General features: G+C 71.5%; 14 protein-coding genes and 1 tRNA gene. 6 read left to right on the top strand and 9 right to left on the bottom strand.

The genetic code is table 11. The features are described from left to right. Positions 1-2 precede the first annotated feature (2 nt). The 6 genes from pth to IE295_RS27730 form a co-directional block, all read right to left on the bottom strand. Complete coding sequence (pth, locus tag IE295_RS27755) at positions 3-593, bottom strand: aminoacyl-tRNA hydrolase (protein WP_190066510.1); 591 nt, start codon at positions 591-593, stop codon at positions 3-5. An 85-nt stretch (positions 594-678) separates the two neighbouring features. Continuing rightward, positions 679-1,254, bottom strand: a complete 576-nt coding sequence (locus tag IE295_RS27750; protein ID WP_190066509.1) for a 50S ribosomal protein L25/general stress protein Ctc — start codon at positions 1,252-1,254, stop codon at positions 679-681. A 205-nt stretch (positions 1,255-1,459) separates the two neighbouring features. After that, positions 1,460-2,437: a ribose-phosphate diphosphokinase gene (locus IE295_RS27745; RefSeq protein WP_190066508.1), complete on the bottom strand. Its 978-nt coding sequence runs from the start codon at positions 2,435-2,437 to the stop codon at positions 1,460-1,462. Positions 2,438-2,510: 73 nt separating this feature from the next. Continuing rightward, positions 2,511-3,968: a bifunctional UDP-N-acetylglucosamine diphosphorylase/glucosamine-1-phosphate N-acetyltransferase GlmU gene (glmU, locus tag IE295_RS27740; RefSeq protein WP_190066507.1), complete on the bottom strand. Its 1,458-nt coding sequence runs from the start codon at positions 3,966-3,968 to the stop codon at positions 2,511-2,513. A gap of 109 nt (positions 3,969-4,077) precedes the next feature. After that, a tRNA-Gln gene (locus IE295_RS27735) sits at positions 4,078-4,148 on the bottom strand. A gap of 8 nt (positions 4,149-4,156) precedes the next feature. Beyond that, positions 4,157-5,020: a hypothetical protein gene (locus IE295_RS27730; RefSeq protein ID WP_372479366.1), complete on the bottom strand. Its 864-nt coding sequence runs from the start codon at positions 5,018-5,020 to the stop codon at positions 4,157-4,159. Between IE295_RS27730 and IE295_RS27725 the strand changes: the two genes are divergently transcribed. Continuing rightward, entirely contained in the window at positions 5,011-6,381 is a 1,371-nt protein-coding gene (locus IE295_RS27725) for a sensor histidine kinase (protein WP_190066505.1), read from the top strand. The two genes, IE295_RS27730 and IE295_RS27725, sit on opposite strands and share 10 nt — an antisense overlap. A 25-nt stretch (positions 6,382-6,406) precedes the next feature. Here IE295_RS27725 and IE295_RS27720 read toward each other — a convergent pair whose 3' ends face one another. Both IE295_RS27720 and IE295_RS27715 read right to left on the bottom strand, forming a co-directional pair. After that, positions 6,407-6,913 (bottom strand): SUKH-3 domain-containing protein, encoded by a 507-nt coding sequence (locus IE295_RS27720; protein ID WP_190066504.1) that lies wholly within the window; start codon positions 6,911-6,913, stop codon positions 6,407-6,409. 9 nt (positions 6,914-6,922) lie between these two features. Next, positions 6,923-7,462 (bottom strand): YwqJ-related putative deaminase, encoded by a 540-nt coding sequence (locus tag IE295_RS27715; RefSeq protein WP_190066503.1) that lies wholly within the window; start codon positions 7,460-7,462, stop codon positions 6,923-6,925. 345 nt (positions 7,463-7,807) lie between these two features. On the opposite strand from IE295_RS27715, the gene IE295_RS27710 reads away from it, so the two are divergent. From IE295_RS27710 to IE295_RS27700, 3 genes are all read left to right on the top strand, one after another. Further along, entirely contained in the window at positions 7,808-8,785 is a 978-nt protein-coding gene (locus IE295_RS27710) for an SMI1/KNR4 family protein (RefSeq protein WP_190066502.1), read from the top strand. An 8-nt stretch (positions 8,786-8,793) separates the two neighbouring features. After that, entirely contained in the window at positions 8,794-11,361 is a 2,568-nt protein-coding gene (locus tag IE295_RS27705) for an SUKH-4 family immunity protein (RefSeq protein ID WP_190066501.1), read from the top strand. A gap of 163 nt (positions 11,362-11,524) precedes the next feature. Beyond that, positions 11,525-12,427 carry a coiled-coil domain-containing protein gene (locus tag IE295_RS27700; RefSeq protein WP_190066500.1) on the top strand — a complete coding sequence of 301 codons (903 nt, stop codon included), beginning with the start codon at positions 11,525-11,527 and terminating at the stop codon, positions 12,425-12,427. A gap of 61 nt (positions 12,428-12,488) precedes the next feature. On the opposite strand, the gene IE295_RS27695 is transcribed toward IE295_RS27700, so the two are convergent. After that, positions 12,489-14,288, bottom strand: a complete 1,800-nt coding sequence (locus IE295_RS27695) for a lytic transglycosylase domain-containing protein (protein WP_190066499.1) — start codon at positions 14,286-14,288, stop codon at positions 12,489-12,491. A 452-nt stretch (positions 14,289-14,740) separates the two neighbouring features. Here IE295_RS27695 and IE295_RS27690 point away from each other — a divergent pair, with 452 nt between their 5' ends. Together IE295_RS27690 and IE295_RS27685 are read left to right on the top strand one after the other, a co-directional pair. Further along, positions 14,741-15,529 (top strand): ABC transporter ATP-binding protein, encoded by a 789-nt coding sequence (locus IE295_RS27690; RefSeq protein WP_190066498.1) that lies wholly within the window; start codon positions 14,741-14,743, stop codon positions 15,527-15,529. Beyond that, positions 15,526-18,099 carry an ABC transporter permease gene (locus IE295_RS27685; RefSeq protein WP_190066497.1) on the top strand — a complete coding sequence of 858 codons (2,574 nt, stop codon included), beginning with the start codon at positions 15,526-15,528 and terminating at the stop codon, positions 18,097-18,099. The genes IE295_RS27690 and IE295_RS27685 overlap by 4 nt, the downstream gene beginning before the upstream one ends. The last annotated feature ends 126 nt before the right edge of the window (positions 18,100-18,225 follow it).

Raw genomic sequence — 18,225 nt, 5'->3', positions numbered from 1 at the left:
AGTCAGGAGTTGTACGTACCCTGCGCGCGCTCCAGACCGTCCACGATCAGCGTCTCCACCGCATCCGCCGCCCGGTCCACCTCGAACGCCAGCTCCTTGCGCTCCGTCGACGAGAAGTCCTTCAGCACGAAGTCCGCCACCTGCATCCGCCCCGGCGGACGGCCGATGCCGAACCGCACCCGGCAGTAGTCCGGCCCCATCGCCTTCGTGATCGACTTCAGGCCGTTGTGGCCGTTGTCGCCACCACCCAGCTTCAGCCGCAGCTGCCCGAAATCGATGTCCAGCTCATCGTGCACGGCGACGATCCGCTCCACCGGCACCTTGTAGAAGTCCCGCAACGCGGCCGTCGGACCACCCGACAGATTCATGAACGACATCGGCTTGGCGACCACCACCCGGCGGCTCGACGGACCCGGCGCACCCAGCCGGCCCTCCACCACCTGCGCCCGCGCCTTGTGCGCCTTGAACTTCGCCCCCAGCCGCTCCGCGAGCAGGTCGGCGACCATGAAGCCGACGTTGTGGCGGTTGCCGGCGTACTCCCCGCCGGGGTTGCCCAGGCCCACGATCAGCCAGGGACTCGAGTCGTCCGTCATCTGCATATCTCCTTCATAGCCAACCGCCGCCCCGCTCCGGTGGAGCGGGACGGCGGTCGCACAGAAAAACCCCAGAGGGCGAGGATCAGGCCTCGGCACCCTCGGCCGCGGCCGGAGCCTCGACCGAACCGGCGACGACGTGCAGCACGACGGCGTCGGCGTCGACGGCCAGCGCGACACCGGCCGGCAGGACGACGTCCTTGGCCAGGACGGAGGCACCGGCCTCCAGGCCCGCGATGGAGACCGTGACGGCCTCGGGGATGTGGGTGGCCTCGGCCTCGACCGGCAGGGCGGTCAGGGTGTGCTCGAGCAGGTTGCCACCCGGGGCCAGGTCGCCCTCGGTCTGAACCGGAACCTCGACGGTGACGGTCTCGCCGCGCTTCACCACGAGCAGGTCGACGTGCTCGAGGAAGCCCTTGAGCGCGTCACGCTGAACCTGCTTGGGGATGACCAGCTCGTTGCGGCCCTCGATGTCCAGGGAGAGCAGGACGTTCGGGGTCTTCAGCGCCATCATCAGGTCGTGGCCCGGCAGGGACACGTGAACCGGCTCGGAGCCGTGGCCGTAGACGACGGCCGGAACCTGGGCCTCGCGGCGGATGCGGCGGGCGGCGCCCTTACCGAAGTCGGTACGGACGGCAGCGGTGAGCTTGACCTCAGCCATGGTGCACTCCTCGTGAACAGGTGGTGTGGACGGTTACCCGGCCCACGACAGGCCTGCTACGAAGAGCGCGTCGATAACGGACCGCCGCACACCGCCTTCACAAGCGGCGCGGCCTCCCTCGCCGAGCAACTCGAGGAGTCTACCCGGCGGGGAGGCCGCCCAGAAATCGATCAGTGAAAGATCGTTACAGCAGGGACGAACAGGATCAGCCCAGCTCGTCGAAGAGGCTCGTCACCGAGCCGTCCTCGAACACCTCACGCACCGCGCGGGCGATCGTCGGCGCGATCGACAGCACCGTGATCTTGTCGAGCTCGAGCTCGTTCGGCGTCGGCAGCGTGTTGGTGAACACGAACTCGCTCACCTTCGAGTTCTTCAGACGGTCCGCCGCCGGACCCGACAGCACACCGTGCGTCGCCGTGACGATCACGTCCGCCGCACCATGGGCGAACAGCGCGTCCGCAGCCGCGCAGATCGTGCCACCGGTGTCGATCATGTCGTCGACCAGGACACAGACCCGGCCCTTGACGTCACCGACGACCTCGTGAACCGTGACCTGGTTCGCCACGTCCTTGTCACGCCGCTTGTGCACGATCGCCAGCGGCGCGCCCAGACGGTCGCACCAGCGGTCGGCCACGCGCACACGGCCGGCGTCGGGGGAGACGACGGTCAGCTTGTCGCGGTCGACCTTCGCACCCACGTAGTCCGCCAGGATCGGCAGCGCGAACAGGTGATCCACCGGGCCGTCGAAGAAGCCCTGGATCTGGTCGGTGTGGAGGTCGACCGTCAGGATGCGGTCGGCGCCGGCCGTCTTCATCAGGTCCGCGATCAGGCGGGCGGAGATGGGCTCGCGACCACGGTGCTTCTTGTCCTGACGGGCATAGCCGTAGAAGGGAAGGATCACGGTGATGCTCCGGGCGGAAGCCCGCTTCAGAGCATCGATCATGATCAGCTGCTCCATGATCCACTTATTGATCGGAGCGGTGTGGCTCTGCATCAGGAAGCAGTCGGCGCCACGAGCCGACTCCTGGAAGCGAACGTAGATCTCGCCGTTGGCGAAGTCGAATGCCTTGGTCGGGACGAGAGAGACGCCCAGCTGGTGCGCGACCTCCTCGGCAAGCTCGGGGTGGGCGCGGCCGGAGAAGAGCATCAGCTTCTTCTCGCCGGTCGTCTTGAACCCGGTCACAGCACATTCTCCTTGGATGTCGCTTTGTGTGCGCTTATCACGGTACGCCCCGCACGGCGTGCCGGTGTCACGGTCACTGCTCGCCGTCGGTCTCCCGGCGAGCTGCGGAAGCAGCCTGAGCGGCAGCACTTCCCGGGCGCTTACGGGCCACCCAACCCTCGATATTCCGCTGCTGGCCACGGGCGACAGCGAGCGAACCCGGGGGCACATCCTTGGTGATGACCGAGCCGGCAGCGGTGTACGCGCCGTCCCCGATCGTGACCGGAGCCACAAACATGTTGTCCGATCCAGTACGGCAGTGCGAGCCGATCGTCGTGTGGTGCTTGTTCACACCGTCGTAGTTCACGAAGACGCTCGCCGCGCCGATGTTGCTGTACTCGCCGATCGTGGCGTCACCCACATACGACAGATGCGGCACCTTCGTGCCCTCACCGATCTCGGCATTCTTCATCTCGACGTACGCGCCGGCCTTCGACTTCGCACCCAGACGCGTACCCGGCCGCAGATAGGCGAACGGACCCACGGTCGCGCCCTCACCGACCACGGCCGAGTCCGCCACGGTGTTGTCCACGCGGGCACCCGCCCCGACGGTGGTGTCCGTCAGCCGGGTGTTCGGGCCCACCTCCGCACCGGTCGCCACATGCGTGGCACCCAGCAGCTGCGTACCCGGCTGCACCAGCGCGTCCGGCTCGAACGACACCGTCACGTCCACCCACGTCGTCGCCGGATCCACCACCGTCACACCGCTCATCATCGCGGCGTGCAGCAGCCGCTCATTGAGCAGCCGACGCGCCTCCGACAGCTGGACCTGGTTGTTGATCCCCAGAATCTCCCGGTGATCGGCCGCGACGGCCGCACCCACCCGGTGACCCGCCTCACGCAGAATCCCCAGCACATCGGTGAGGTACTCCTCACCCTGACTGTTGTCCGTACGCACCTTGCCCAGCGCATCCGCCAGCAGCTGGGCGTCGAACGCGAACACCCCGGAATTGATCTCACGGATCGCACGCTGCGCGTCCGTCGCGTCCTTGTGCTCGACGATCGCGGTCACCGCGCCCGTCGCCTCGTCCCGCACGATGCGCCCGTAGCCGGTCGAGTCCGGCACCTCGGCGGTCAGCACGGTCACGGCATTGCCGTCGGCGGCGTGGGTGTCCGACAGACGCTTGAGGGTCTCCCCGGTCAGCAGCGGAGTGTCACCGCAGACGACGACCACGGTGCCGTCGAGCGTGATGCCGCCGTTCGACAGCTCCTCCAGACCCATGCGCACCGCATGACCGGTGCCGTTCTGCTCGTACTGCACCGCGGTGCGGACGGCCGGGTCGATCTCGGCCAGGTGCGCCGAGACCTGCTCGCGGGCGTGCCCGACGATGACGACGAGGTGCTGGGGGTCCAGCTCCCGGGCGGCGGCCACGACGTGCCCGACGAGGGAGCGACCGCAGATCGCGTGCAGGACCTTGGGGGTCGCCGACTTCATGCGGGTGCCCTCACCCGCTGCGAGGACGACGACGGCTGCCGGGCGGTTGGCGCTCACGGGTGTGCCCTTCGGCTTCGAGGGGGTGGACACCCGCAGGATACCGGGGCGTAAGCGGGGGGAAACGCGCGCGGGTCCTGACCTGGGAGGTCAGGACCCGCATTCAGGGCTCCCGGGGAAGGAATCGAACCCTCATTCAATGAACCAAAATCATTTGTCCTGCCATTAGACGACCCGGGATAGTTCGCCTAGTTTGTCCGATTTGCTTGATCGGACCGACACGCAGAGACCACTATGCCGTACCACCAGCCTTCGATGCGACGGTACAGGTCGGCGCTTCCGGTCACGCGGACGATCAGGCAACCGCGGTCGTCGTCCCCGACGTTCTTCCGGATGGTCTTCGGGTTGTGCTTCTTCAGTGTCGTTTTGCCGAAGGCGCCGCCGTCGGCGCCCACGACGTCCGCCCAGAATGCTTCCGCGCCGGCGACGTCGGCGGACTCGTGGATCATCACGTGGAAGCGCAGGCGGTCCTCCTCGACGCCGAGAAGGCGTAGCCATGCCAGGTAAAGCGTGATCATGTCCGGATCGCTGTTGATGAACGTGGCGCGCTCGCTCAACCGGTGCGGCTTGCTTTTCGTGCCTTCGGACCAGTAGAGCCCGACCCCGATCAGGAACAGTTCCCGGTCCGTCGGCCGGCCGATCTCGTTCGCCGCCTCCAGCTTGGTCTCGATGCGCTTGATCGCCACCGCCCTGCGGTGCGGCGCCCAGCGGGCCTCCCGCATCGCGTGCAGCTGCTCCGCCGTCTTGCGCGGCTTGGGCAGGTCCCGCACCCACAGGGAGACCGAGCTCTTCGACACTCCCAGCTCGGCCACGATCTCGTCGTAGGTCTTCCCGGCCAGTCGCAGCTCGCGGGCGCGGGCCCGCATGTCTGTCTTCGCTTGGACCATGACCGCAGGTTCGCTCGCGCCGTGGGGCGGAAGGACGGATACCTGATCGATTCGCCAGTTCGAGCGAAATGGCATCTTTTCGCTCCCGTTCGAGTGCGCCCCGTGCTGTTGTACGGACCGGAAATCCGTTGGCGCCCGCCCGTAGTCTGGGTGGTATGACCACAACGGGGGCAATCGCGGAGGCGGGCGCGCGGGGCGCGCCGGTGGGGCCGTGGTGGTGGGTGCGGCGGCGGAGTCTGGTGCTGGATGCGGTGCTGGCTGTGGTGTCGGCCCTGGAGTGTGCGTTGGAGGGGGTGAGCTTCGCCCAGGAGGCGGGGTTGCCGGGGGTGCTCGGGGGGCTGGTGGGGTTGCCGGCGGGGACCACGTTGCTGTTGCGGCGGCGGTGGCCGGTCGCGGTGGTGCTGGTGTCGATAGCGATCCTGCCCGCCGAGATGGGGGTGCTGCTGGGGATCGTGTCGATGTACACGCTGGCGGCGTCGGAGGTGCCGCGCCGGATCATCGCGGTGCTGGCGGGGGCGTCCCTGGTGGGGACGTTGATCGTGACGTTCGCGCGGTTCCACAAGGACATGGCGCAGGACGGTTACCGGCCGGGTTTCTGGCTGACGTGGGTGTTTTCGCTGGTGATGGCGTTGGGGTTGACGGCGCCGCCGGTGTTGCTGGGGTTGTACGTGGGGGCCAGACGCCGGCTGGTGGAGAGTCTGCGGGAGCGGGCGGACGGGCTGGAGCGGGAGCTGTCGCTGCTGGCGGATCGGGCCGAGGAGCGGGCGGTGTGGGCCCGTAACGAGGAGCGGACGCGGATCGCGCGCGAGATGCACGACGTGGTGGCGCACCGGGTGTCGCTGATGGTGGTGCATGCGGCGGCGTTGCAGGCGGTGGCGTTGAAGGATCCGGAGAAGGCGTCGCGGAACGCGGCGTTGGTGGGGGACATGGGCCGGCAGGCGCTGACGGAGTTGCGCGAGATGTTGGGTGTGTTGCGTTCGGGTTCGGACGCGGGGGTGCGGCCGCCGGGTGCGGTGGAGTCGGAGCGGTTGGCGGCGGTGGCGACGGCGGCGTCGGCGCGGGTGCGGGTCGCGGCGGGTGCTGCGGGTGCCGGGGGCGGTGGCGTGGTGGATGCCGGGGACGGCGGGCCCTGTCTGGATGGGTTGGGGGATCTGGTCGGGCAGTCGCGGGATGCGGGGATGGCGGTGGAGCTGTCGGTGATGGGGGAGGAGCGTGCGTATGCGCCGGAGGTGGAGCAGACGGCGTACCGGGTGGTGCAGGAGGCGCTGACGAACGTCCACAAGCATGCTCCGGGTGCGAAGGCGCTGGTGCGGCTGGCGCATCGGGAGGCGGAGGTGGCGTTGCAGGTGGAGAACGGTCCGTCGGATGCGGGTGCGGATGCCGGTCCTGGGTTGCCGAGTGGCGGGAACGGGCTGGTCGGGATGCGGGAGCGGGTGGCGGCGCTCGGTGGTGTCTTTGTGTCGGGTCCGACGGATGCGGGGGGTTTCCGGGTGTCGGCGGTGATTCCGGACACGGGTGTCCGGTGAGGGTCCGGTGGGGGCCGGTGGGGGGTTAGGCGGGGCCGGGGGCGGTGAGGCGTGAGGGCCGGGTTCCGGTGACGAGGGCGCCGATGGCGTGGTCGATGTCGGAACCGAGGTACCAGTCTCCGGTGTGGTCCAGGCTGTAGACGCGGCCGTGGGCGTCGATGGCGAGGAGGGCCTGGCCGTCCATTTCCTGGCCGAGGGGGCAGATCTCGGTGCCGAGTGCGCGGCCGAGGTCGGCGACGGTGCGGGCGAGGTGGAGGCCGTGCAGGGGGTCGATGTGGAAGGGCGTGGGGGCGATGTGCCGGCCGGGTCCGGGCGGGGTGATGTGGAGTCCGCCGAATTCGGCCCAGGCTTCGACGGCGGCGGGGAAGACGGTGTGGCGGTGGCCGGCGGGGGAGGTGTGGGCGCGCAGGGCGTCGGCCCAGTGTTCGGCTGCCTTGATGTCCCAGCGGCCGGGTTGCCAGCCGGCTTCGCGCAGGGCGGCGTCGACGGCGACGGGGAATCGGGTGGCGGCGGTGCGGTCGAATGCGCGCATCGGTGGTGGTCAGTTCCTGCCGTGGGTGGGGGTTCCGGGGTCGACGGGGCGTACGCCGAAGTGGGCGAGGAGGGCGCTGCAGGAGCGGCAGGGGGGTGCGTATTCGCCGTGGCGGGGGTCGCCGTCCTCGCGGATGTGGCGGGCGGTCAGTTTGGATCCCTTGAGGGCGCGGCGGGCGTCGCCGTGGGTGAGGGGTTTGCGGGCGGCGCGTTTGCTGCGGCTGGGTTCGTGGGCGCTGAGGTAGCGGGTGAGGAGGACGGCTTCGGGGCAGCGGCCGGTGAAGCGTTCGCGGCGTTCGATGGTGAGGGTGTCCAGGAAGTCCTGGACGAGGGGGTGGAGTCTGGGGGGCTGGCCGGACTTGCCGGCGGTGCAGGTGAGGGTTTCGCCGCGGACGGACAGGGCGGCGGCCACGGTGGGCAGGATGCCGTCGCGGCGGCGGAGCAGGGCGGGCGGGCGGTCGGCTTCGTCGGTGGAGCTCCAGGTGAGCCGGGGGTCGCCGGGTGTGCCGGTGCCGGTGTGCTCGGTGTGCCGGTCCTGAGTGGTGTGCATGGCGCTTCTTCCCTCCCGTGCAATCCCCCTGTTGCGGGGATCAGCCTGCCAAATGGGGTGGCCGGAGTGAAAGCCAGGTCTGTTTTGCGTGGTGCTCCTGCGCCGAATGATCACTGTGGGGTTACGAGTTGTCGCGGGGCGGCGCTTCACGGGGCTTGGGCTGGTGGGGGTTCGTACGCATCTGCAAGCGTGTGCGCGGGCTGTGCGGGGGTGGGGCCGGGCGGCGGCCGGGGCCCCCGCTCGCGACACCGCATAGGCTGTCGCCCACGAGTGTTCCCGGCGTCCGCCGCATGTCCGGGTCTTCAGTAGTCCTGTAGGAGACACAGTCAGCAGGGGGCTTCCGCCATGACGACAGGTCGGCTCGGGCAACAAGCCGCGCCACCGAACGCGGCCTATGCCGGGCAGGTCGTGCACTTCCCGGACCCGGTCCGCCGCAGCCGCTATCCCAAGGGCGTGCGCGTGGACGAGCAGGGTTTCCCGGACTTCTCGCCGTACGCCCGGGCGGCCGCGGAGATCGCGGAGCCGCCGGAGGGGTTCGGCGTCGACGAGCTGCGGCTGACCGACTACGTGTCGGCCAACGCGGCCCAGCACGCGGCCGGCCACGAGCTGTGGGCGAGCCTGCCGCCGGTGGCGACGCCGCACGGCTGGACCTGGCACCACGTCGCGGGGACGCGCCGGCTGGAGCTGGTGCCGGCCGAGGTGAAGGCGCTGCTGCGGCATCACGGCGGTCTGGCGACCGCGGCCGTCGACCAGGACAAGCGTGGTACGCGTCCGCTGCAGGAGACGCGTCCGGTGCACTTCGCGCTGCCGCACCGGGACCTGCCGGTGACGGAGGAGCAGGTGCAGGGCGTCGAGGAGGATCTCGGCTACCGCCTGCCGGGTGCCTATCGCGCGTTCCTGAAGGCGGCGGGCGGCTGTGCGCCGGTGGGCGCCGCGCTGGACGCGGAGCTGGGGCTGCTGCTGGACCAGCCGTTCTTCACGGTGCGTGACGAGGCCGCGGTCAATGACCTCGTCTACATCAACAAGTGTCTGCGCGATCACTTCACCAAGGACTATCTGGGCGTGGCCTTCGTGCAGGGCGGCGTCCTGGCGGTGAAGGTCAAGGGCGAGGCGATCGGCTCGGTGTGGTTCTGCCCGTACGACGATGCCCGTGACCGTGACGGCTGGGCCGTGCAGGAGCGGGTGGAGCGGCTGCTGCTGCCGTGTGGTGAGGACTTCGACGCGTTCCTGTCGCGTCTGGCGGGCGGACCGCCGGAGCTGGAGACGGTGGCCAACCTGATGGTGGACGGCGGTTTCGCGTACGCCGTCCCGGTGGAGGAGTGAGCGGCGCCATGGTGACATTCGCGCAGGCGCAGGAGCGCGCGGAGCGCTGGGTCAACGGAGACGTGCCGGCCTATCTCCAGCGTGAGGTGTGCGTCAGGGAGTTCGACCTGGGCTTCGTGGTCTGGGCCGAGGACCGCGAGGACGGCCCGACGGGCGACGGCGGCCGGCTGCGGCTGGTCATCGCGCGGGACAGCGGCGAGACGACGCTGTGGCCCGCACTGCCGGTGGGTGAGGTGATCCGGCGGTACGAGGAGGAGTACGGGGCCGTGGACGAGTCGGTGCACGAGGCTCCGGAGGCGCCGCCGAAGCGGCTGGACCTCAATGCGACGTCGTTCCTGCTGAGCCCGCCGGAGTGGTTGCAGGAGGCGGCGGACGCGATGGGCATCCCGGACCGGCGGTCGTCGTCCGGGTCCGCGTCGGACGGTTCTTCGGCGGATGGTTCTTCGTCGGCCGGCTCTTCTTCGGCCGGCTCGGCGGGTTCCGGTGCGGACGACCCGGCTGCCGGGCCGGTGCCGGTGCCTGCTCCCGCGCCCGTGCCCGTGCCTGCTCCTGAGCCCGTACCTGCTCCTGAGCCCGTGCCTGCTCCCGAGCCCGTCGTGGACGCTTCGCCGGCGGACGCGGTGCCCGCGGAACCGCAGGCCCCGGCCGAGGCGGCGGCGGACGACGCGGGTGACACCGATGTCGCCGGCGCGGCGTCCGGCGGGCCGGCGGCCCCCGAGGCTTCGCAGGCTCCGGTGGAGTGGCCCTCGGGCGGTGACGCGTCGGCGGCGCCGGGCGATGCCGAGCCGTGGGCGGGTGCCGATGTGTCCGGTGACGACGGCGACGACCACGTGGTCGGGCTGCCCGCCACGGTGCTGACGCCCGCGCTGTCGGGCGCCGACGTCGACGAGGCCCCGGCGCCGAGCGTCCGGCCGGACGCGAAGACGGCGCTGATGCCGCAGGGCAGCGCCCTGCCGCGCACGACGATCGCCCCGGCCGTCGGCGGCCCGAACGCTCCGGCGATGCCGCCCGCCCCCGCAACGCCCGTCACGCCTGCCGCACCCGTCGCCCCGGCCACGCCCGCCGCGCCGAGCGTCGCTCCGGCCGCCGCGCCCGGCGCTCCGGCCGGCGGGTACGTACGGACGCAGATGGTCTCGCAGCTGGACGAGACGGGGCAGCCCGTCACGGCCGCCCCGGCGGCTCCCGTGGCTCCGCAGGCTCCCGTCGCGCCGCCCGCGACCGGTGACGCGCACGCCGCGGCCACCATGCTGGCGAGCCCCGGCGGGCCCGTGCCGCCCGCGCCGCCCGGTGCGCCCGCGGCTCCGGGGCAGCCTCCGGCCGCACCCCAGGCTCCGCAGCACCCGCAGCCCCCGCAGGGGGCCCACCCCGCGCACGCGGCGGCGACGATGCTCGCGCACCCCGGCGCCCCCGGCGCCCCGCAGGCCCCGCAAGGGCCCGGCGGGGTGCACGCGGCGGCGACGATGCTCGCCGGCCCCGGCGGCCCGGCGGCCCCGCAGGCCCCCGGTGTGCCGGCCGCACCCCAGGTCCCGCAGCCGCCGCAGGCCCCCCAGGCCCCGGCGCCCGCGTACGGCTACCCCCAGGCCCCCACGGGCCTGCCCACCGTGGGGCCCGGCTACATGGCCGTCCTGCGCTACCGGGCCCACGACGGGTCCGAGCAGCAGATCATCCGCCGCAGCGCGCCCGGCACCCCGCACCCGGAGTGGCAGATCCTGCACGAGCTGCGGGCGATGAACGTGCCGCCGCAGCAGGTGCTGGAGCTGCACACCGAGCTGGAGTCGTGCGACCTGCCCGGCGGCTACTGCGCGCGGATGATCCGCGAGACGTGGCCGCAGGTGAGGATCAGTCACACGGCCGCCTACGGGCGGGACCACGCGACCCGGCAGCAGGGCGTGCGCCATCTCGTGGAGCACCAGGGCGAGCTGCACCAGGTGGCGGACGGGCCCGCGCGGCCCGCGCCGAACCGGGTGCCGCTGCCGCATCCGCAGCAGATCCAGATGACGCCGCCGGTGGGGCCGGACGTGATCGGGCGGGAGCTCGCCGAGGCCTTCGGGCCGCAGGTGTTCCGCTTCGACCAGCGGGCCGTCTCGCGCCAGGGCGTGCCGGAGATCGTCGCGCAGACGCTGGTCTGGGCGGGTCTGCCGGCCGACTTCGGGCCGTTCTTCTGGGGCCAGACCCAGCCGGGCCGTCCGGTGCCGACGCTGGCGGAGCTGGCGGCGGAGCGCGGGGTGCGGGCGGCGGCGGACGCCGGTTCGTACCTCGTGATGGGCAGCGACTACGGCCGTCAGCTGTGCGTCCAGTACGGCACGGCCCACATCGTGGCCGTGCCGATGGAGGCGGGGCCCGACGGTCACCCGGTGCCGCCGCAGTTCGTCAACACGAGCCTTCCTCAGTTCGTGCGCTCTTTGGCGCTGCTCGGCAAGATGTGGCGGTGGCGCTACGGGCTGACGCCGGAGCAGGCCGGGCGCTGGACCGTGGACTTTCAGGACCAGCTGGCCGCGCTGGACCCGGCCGCGCTGTCGTCGCCCGAGAACTGGTGGGCGGTGCTGCTGGAGCAGATGTGGGACGGTCTCTTCTAGCGACCGGCCGAGACGTGCGCGGACGGCGCGGGGTGCCCGACCCGGGACGGGGGGCGGGCACCCCGCGCCGCGGAGTGTCGCGGCAAGGGCACTTCGCTCGTACGGGAATGATGTACGCCGGACCTGTCGCATACCGGATTTCCGGATATAAGGGGCTACAAGGATGAGTTCATCGCTGTCTCCTGACGGTTTCGCTGTCGTACGAGGCCGCGGTTACCGGCCTGAGCAGGTCGACCGCGCGCTGGCGGAGTTCGCCCGCCAGCGCGACTCCGCCTGGGAGCGGGCGGCGCGGCTGACCGTCCTCGCACGCGAGATGGAGGACGAGGTGCGGCGCCTGGAGCAGGTCGTCGCGAAGATGCCTCCGCAGACGTACGAGTCGCTCGGCCCGCGTGCCCAGGGTCTGGTGACGACGGCCGAGCTGGAGGCCGCGGGGCTGCGGGAGCGCTCGGAGGCCGGGGCGGCGGAGGTGCAGGAGGCCGCCCAGACGCACGCGCGGGGGCTGCGCGACGCGGCGCACGAGTACGCCGTGGCGGTGCGGGCGGAGGCGGAGGAGTGGGCGCGCCAGGCGCTGCTCGCCGCGGAGACCGTCGCCGACGACGTGCGCACGACCGTGACCCAGGAGGTCAAGAAGCGCCGTGAGGAGTCGCTGGCGGCGCTGACGGAGATGCGGCAGCGCACGACGCACATCCTGGCCGAGCAGGAGAAGGAGCACACCGAGCGCTGGGACGCGGCGGGCCGTGAGATCGCCGAGCGCGAGGCGGCGATGGACGCGCGGGTGGCGGCGCTCGAGGAGTACGCGCGCACCGCGCTGGGTGACGCGCGCCGCCGGTACGCGGACACCGAGGAGGCGGCCCGGCACGGGCAGGAGGACGCGGAGGCGCAGGCGGCCGCGGTGATCGCGCAGGCCCGGGTGCGGGAGGAGCGGATCGCGCGGGACACCGAGCGGGTGCTGCGCGAGCACGAGGAGCGGCGCGAGGAGCTGAAGTCCCACATGGCGCATGTGCGGCACAGCCTGGCGGCGCTGACGGGCAAGCCGGTGGCCGAGGACGCGGGCGCCGCGGACTGATCCGGAGCTGCTGGGGGACACGTCGTCCCGCCCGCCGGGGGCGGGCGGGACGTGTGTGGCCTTACTGGGCGGGCTTGGCCGGGGTCTGTGCCGGGCTGGGCGTTGCGGACGGCTGGGACGGGCCGGGCTTGTCCGCCGCGGGGGCCGCGACGGTCAGCTTCAGGACGACGACCGTTCCGTCGGCGGTGGCCAGGCGCAGGGTGTAGTTGCCGGTCTGCTCGTCGGTGAACAGCTCGGGCAGCGTGACCAGACCGTCCTTGTCCGTCTTGGGCAGGGCGAGCGAGCGGGTGGGCTTGCCGTCCTTGTCCTTGAAGTACGGGCCGGTCTTCGCCAGGGGCTTGCCGTCGGCGTCGAGCACGGTGGCCGTGATCGCGGTGCCGTCCACCGGCTTGCCCTTGCCGAGCGCCTTGATCTGGATCTTCTGTGTGAACGTGGCCTTCGGTGCGGCCTTGAGGTCTCCGTCTCCGACGCGCACGAGTTCGTCGGCGCGCGGGGCGGGGGCGTTCTTGACGGTCGCGGCGAAGTCGACGGGGGCGATGTCGCGGCCCTCGACGGTGGCGCGGACGGTGAACTGGCCGGGCCAGTCGCCGGCGTGGAGGGTCGGCGCGGTGGCCATGCCGCCGTCCTTGGTGGTGCGGACGGCCTGGGTGGTGCCGCCGGGGAAGCGGGCGTCGGTGTCGCCGACGATCTCGAAGCGGACGCGGGTGCCGTCCGGGGCGGGCTTGCCGGCGCCGGTCAGGGCCCGTACGCGCGGCTGCGCGGTGAAGTCCTCGCCGGCCGTGGCCTCCAGCTTGCGCTCGCTCGCCCGGTCGAGGCGGGTGACGGGGGCGGGTGCGGGCGGGGTGGGCTTGTCGGTGCCGCCGCCGCCGGGCTTCTCGCCGCCGCCGGGCTTGTGGGGGGCGGGCTTGTTGGTGCTGCCGCCGTGCCCGGTGTTGCCGCCGTTGTTGCCGGTGCCCGTGCCCGTGCCGGTACCGCCCGGCTTGTGGGGCGTGGTGGATCCGCCGCCGGGGGTGCCGGAGGGGGTGGGCTGGGTGCCCGCGGGGGTGTTGCCCGACGGGGAGGGCGGCAGGCCGGGGCCGTCCGGCACCGGGCCGACCTCGCCCTTCTGGTACGTGCGCATCCAGGCGAGCACGGCGTTGACGTACTCGCGGGAGTTGTTGTAGCTCAGCACCGCCTTGTCGAGGTCGGCGGCGCGGGTCAGGTCCTTGTTGCCGGAGCAGAGGTAGCGGGCCGTGGCGGCGGCGGCGTCGAAGATGTTGTTGGGGTCCTGGACGCCGTCGCCGTTGCCGTCGGCGCCGAAGAGCACCCACGTGGAGGGGATGAACTGGGTGGGGCCGACGGCCCGGTCGTAGAGCTTGTCGCCGTCCCAGCGGCCGCCGTCGGTGTCGGTGATCTTCGCGAACTCGCCGCCCGTCAGCTGCGGGCCCAGGATCTGTCTCTCCGTCGTGCCGTCCGGGTTCAGCCGGCCGCCCATGGCCGCGTGGTGGGACTCCACCTTGCCGATGCCCGCGACGAGCTGCCACGGAATGTGGCAGCTCGGGTACTTCTCCTTGGCGATGGCCTCGGCGTTCTTGTAGGCGGCCAGCGCGGTCGCGGGGATGCCGGAGTCCTCGCCGCCGGGCGGCAGCGCGTGCTCGCCGGGCTTGCCCGAGGCGCCGGGCTTGGGACGGAGGTCGGGGAGGGTGAGGTTGGGGGTGCCGTGCGGGCGGCTCTGCGGGTTGTCGGTGCCGGGGGAGGGGTCGCCGTCGGCGGCGTTGTGCGGAGTGGCCCCGACGGCGGCCGTGGTCAGGCTGGCGACGAGCAGAGCTGTGCACAGTCCCTGGCGGGAGACGCTGGCAGCGCGAGTACCAAGTATCTTCACGGAGGCTGCTTCCTTGGGAGACCGGCGGCCGTTCCCAGCAGGGGGTCGCACGTCAGCCCCCCACGGCCATAGACCCGAACACTAATTCTCTCCAACCCCAATTGTCTTGTCCGGGGACCGGCTTCACGGTTTCTTCGCCGTTCGTTACCCCTCAGGTGTCGGTTTCTCCGCCGATGTACGTACCCGACCCTGAGAAGTCATCGCCCTGAGGGACGGCTTCCCCTAGGGGAGGCTCCGTACGTTCTCCTCCTTGCGGTTCGTACTGCAGCAGGACGAGGGGCGCGATTTCGCCACCTAGATTCATGGGGACGGCCGGGGTGCGGGGGTGGGGCTGTCCCCACCCCCGGAACACGGACGAGCACCATCGCGTCCGCCACCGGGCCTGCCGCAGGCTGGAGCCCGTCACCCCGCCGCACAGCGGACTTCGCAGAACCAACTAGGAGAAAACCACCGTGACAACGGCTGTATCGATTCCCAGGACCGGGGGCAGTGGAGGGCATGCGGCCGTCGCGGCGAGGGCCCGTCAGGTCCTGAAGGCGTACGGGTCCGGGGAGACCCGCGTCGTCGCGCTCGACCACGTGGACGTGGACATCGCCCGCGGGCAGTTCACGGCCATCATGGGCCCCTCCGGCTCCGGCAAGTCGACGCTGATGCACTGCCTGGCCGGCCTCGACAGCGTCACCTCGGGGCAGATATTCATCGACGAGACCGAGATCACCGGGCTCAAGGACAAGCACCTGACCCGGCTGCGCCGGGACCGCATCGGCTTCATCTTCCAGGCGTTCAACCTGCTGCCGACGCTCAACGCCCTGGAGAACATCACGCTCCCCATGGACATCGCCGGCCGCAAGCCGGACCGGCAGTGGCTGGACCAGGTCGTGGAGACCGTCGGCCTGGCCGGGCGCCTGAAGCACCGTCCCAACCAGCTCTCCGGCGGCCAGCAGCAGCGCGTGGCCGTCGCCCGCGCCCTCGCCGCCCGCCCCGAGATCATCTTCGGTGACGAGCCGACCGGAAACCTCGACTCGCGCGCCGGCGCCGAGGTGCTCGGCTTCCTGCGGCGCTCGGTGGACGAACTGGGGCAGACCATCGTCATGGTGACGCATGACGCGGTCGCCGCCTCCTACGCCGACCGCGTCCTCTACCTCGCCGACGGCCGGATCGTCGACGAGATGCACGCGCCCACCGCCGAGGCGGTCTTCGAGCGGATGAAGCACTTCGACGCGCGGGGCCGGGTGTCGTGACCGTCCTCAAGACCTCGCTGCGCAACTTCCTCGCGCACAAGGGCCGCATGGCGCTGTCCGCCGTCGCGGTCCTGCTCTCGGTGGCGTTCGTCTGCGGCACGCTGGTGTTCACCGACACCATGAACGCCACGTTCGACAAGCTCTTCGCCAACACCGCGGCCGACGTCTCCGTCGGCCCGAAGAAGAACGACGACGCGCAGCAGACCGGCAAGCCGGCGACGGTCCCCGCCTCGCTGCGGGCGAAGCTCGCCAAGGTCGACGGCGTCACCAAGGTCGAGCCGTCGGCCGACAGCCAGCAACTGACCGTCGTCGACCGTAAGAAGAAGAGCCTCAGCCCCACCTCCGGCGCCCCCACCGTGGGCACCAACTGGGACGAGAGCCAGAAGAAGTCGGTCGAGATCACCAGCGGCCACGAGCCGCACGGTCCCGCCGAGACCGTCATCGACTCCGACACCGCCGACAAGCACGGCGTGAAGACGGGCGACACCCTCCGGGTGATCGCCGCCCCGGGCGACTTCACCGTCAAGGTCGTCGGCATCGCCACGTTCAGGACCACGAACCCCGGCGCTGCCCTCTTCTACTTCGACACCCCGACCGCCCAGGCGAAGCTCCTCGGCAGCACCGACGAGTTCAGCGGCTACGGACTGACCGCCGCCTCCGGCGTCAGCGACGAGCAGCTCAAGGAGCGGGTCTCCGCCGCCCTCGGCTCCTCCGCCGGCGACTACGCCCTGCGGACCGCCGCCGAGAGCAAGGAGGAGAACAAGAAGGACGTCGGCTCCTTCCTGGACGTCATGAAGTACGCGCTGCTCGGCTTCGCCGGCATCGCCGTCCTCGTGGGCATCTTCCTCATCGTCAACACCTTCTCCATGCTGGTCGCCCAGCGCACCCGCGAGATCGGCCTCATGCGGGCCATCGGCTCCAGCCGCCGGCAGATCCTGCGCTCGGTGCTGGTGGAGGCCGTGCTGCTCGGTGTCGTCGGCTCGGTGCTGGGCATCGGCGGCGGCGTCGCCCTCGCGGTGGGGCTGATGAAGCTCATGGGCTCCATGGGCATGAAGCTCGACATGAACGAGCTCACGATCAAGGCCGCGACGCCGGTCGTGGGCCTGACCATCGGCGTGTTCGTCACCGTCCTCGCCGCCTGCCTGCCGGCCTTCAAGGCCACCAAGATCTCCCCGATGGCCGCCCTGCGCGACGCCGGCACCCCGGCCGACGGCAAGGCCGGCAAGGTGCGGGCCGCCATCGGCCTGGTGCTGACCGCCGCGGGCGGGCTGGCGCTGGTCGCCGCCGCCAAGGCCGACGACGCCGCGGCGGGCTCGGGGATGCTCGGCCTCGGCGTCTTCCTCACCCTCGTCGGCTTCGTGGTCGTCGGCCCCCTGCTCGCCGGGTTCGTCGTCCGCGTGATCAGCGCCGTCGTGCTGCGGGTCTTCGGGCCCGTCGGCCGGCTCGCCGAGCGCAACGCGCTGCGCAACCCGCGGCGCACGGGCGCCACGGCCTCGGCGCTGATGATCGGCCTCGCGCTGGTCGCCGCCCTGTCGGTGGTCGGCTCCTCCATGGTCGCCTCGGCCACCGAGCAGCTCGACAAGTCGGTGGGCGCGGACTTCATCGTCCAGACCGAGAACCAGCAGCCGCTGAACCCGGCCGTCGTCAAGGCGATCAAGTCCGCCGGCCACGTCGAGCACGTCACGGAATACACGATCGTCAACGCGAAGATCACCACCCCGGACGGCAAGAGCGCCACCCAGCGGCTCTCCGCGGTGACCCCCACCTACGCCGACGACGTGCGCGCCGAGACGGTCAAGGGCGACCTCAAGGACGCCTACGCCAAGGACGCCATGTCCGTGCCGGAGGGCTTCGCCAAGGACCACGGCATCAAGCTCGGCGACCGGCTGAAGGTCGCCATGGTCGACGGCCGGACCGCCCGGCTGACGGTCAGGGCCGTCACCTCGGACGACACCAGCATCGACAAGGGCGCGATGTACACCGACATCGCCACCGCGCGCAGCTACCTGCCCGCCGACAAGATGCCGCTGGACTTCATGGTCCTCGCCAAGGCCGCCGACGGTCAGGAGAAGGAGGCCGCCGCGTCCCTCAAGGCCACGGTCGCCGACTACCCGCAGGTCAAGGTCCGTGACCAGGCCGACTACAAGAAGCTCATCCAGGACCAGGTCGGCCAGCTGCTCAACATGATCTACGGCCTGCTGGCCCTGGCGATCATCGTCGCGGTCCTCGGCGTCGTGAACACGCTCGCCCTGTCCGTCGTCGAGCGCACCCGCGAGATCGGCCTGCTGCGCGCCATCGGCCTCTCCCGCCGCCAGATGCGCCGCATGATCCGCCTGGAGTCGGTGGTCATCGCCCTCTTCGGCGCCCTGCTGGGCCTGGGCCTGGGCATGGCCTGGGGCATCACGTCCCAGCGGCTGCTGGCCCTCCAGGGCCTGGGCACGCTGGACATCCCCTGGCCGACGATCACCGCGGTCTTCGTCGGCTCGGCGGTGGTGGGCCTGCTCGCCGCGCTGATCCCGGCGTTCCGGGCGGGGCGGATGAACGTCCTGAAGGCGATCGCGACCGACTAGCAGGCTGCTGCCCGAGGGTTCGAACGGCCCGGACGCACCACGGGGGTGCGCGTCCGGGCCGTTCGGCATGAATACGGGGCGCGGGGCGGACGCCCCGCCACGGCCCGGCGGCTGTCGGTGTGCCGT

Origin of the sequence: Streptomyces griseocarneus (assembly GCF_014655595.1) — a bacterium.
GTDB classification, from domain to species: domain Bacteria; phylum Actinomycetota; class Actinomycetes; order Streptomycetales; family Streptomycetaceae; genus Streptomyces; species Streptomyces griseocarneus.
This window is presented reverse-complemented; position numbering and strand designations above follow the sequence as displayed.

What these genes read in the sequence shown, in the direction of transcription:
- IE295_RS27720 (WP_190066504.1), bottom strand. Translation starts at nt 6,913, where the DNA reads ATGCGCGCATTCGACCGCACCGCCGCCACCCGATTCCCCGTCGCCGTC.
- IE295_RS27700 (WP_190066500.1), top strand. Translation starts at nt 11,525, where the DNA reads ATGAGTTCATCGCTGTCTCCTGACGGTTTCGCTGTCGTACGAGGCCGC.
- IE295_RS27715 (WP_190066503.1), bottom strand. Translation starts at nt 7,462, where the DNA reads ATGCACACCACTCAGGACCGGCACACCGAGCACACCGGCACCGGCACA.
- IE295_RS27750 (WP_190066509.1), bottom strand. Translation starts at nt 1,254, where the DNA reads ATGGCTGAGGTCAAGCTCACCGCTGCCGTCCGTACCGACTTCGGTAAG.
- IE295_RS27725 (WP_190066505.1), top strand. Translation starts at nt 5,011, where the DNA reads ATGACCACAACGGGGGCAATCGCGGAGGCGGGCGCGCGGGGCGCGCCG.
- IE295_RS27705 (WP_190066501.1), top strand. Translation starts at nt 8,794, where the DNA reads ATGGTGACATTCGCGCAGGCGCAGGAGCGCGCGGAGCGCTGGGTCAAC.
- IE295_RS27710 (WP_190066502.1), top strand. Translation starts at nt 7,808, where the DNA reads ATGACGACAGGTCGGCTCGGGCAACAAGCCGCGCCACCGAACGCGGCC.
- pth (WP_190066510.1), bottom strand. Translation starts at nt 593, where the DNA reads ATGACGGACGACTCGAGTCCCTGGCTGATCGTGGGCCTGGGCAACCCC.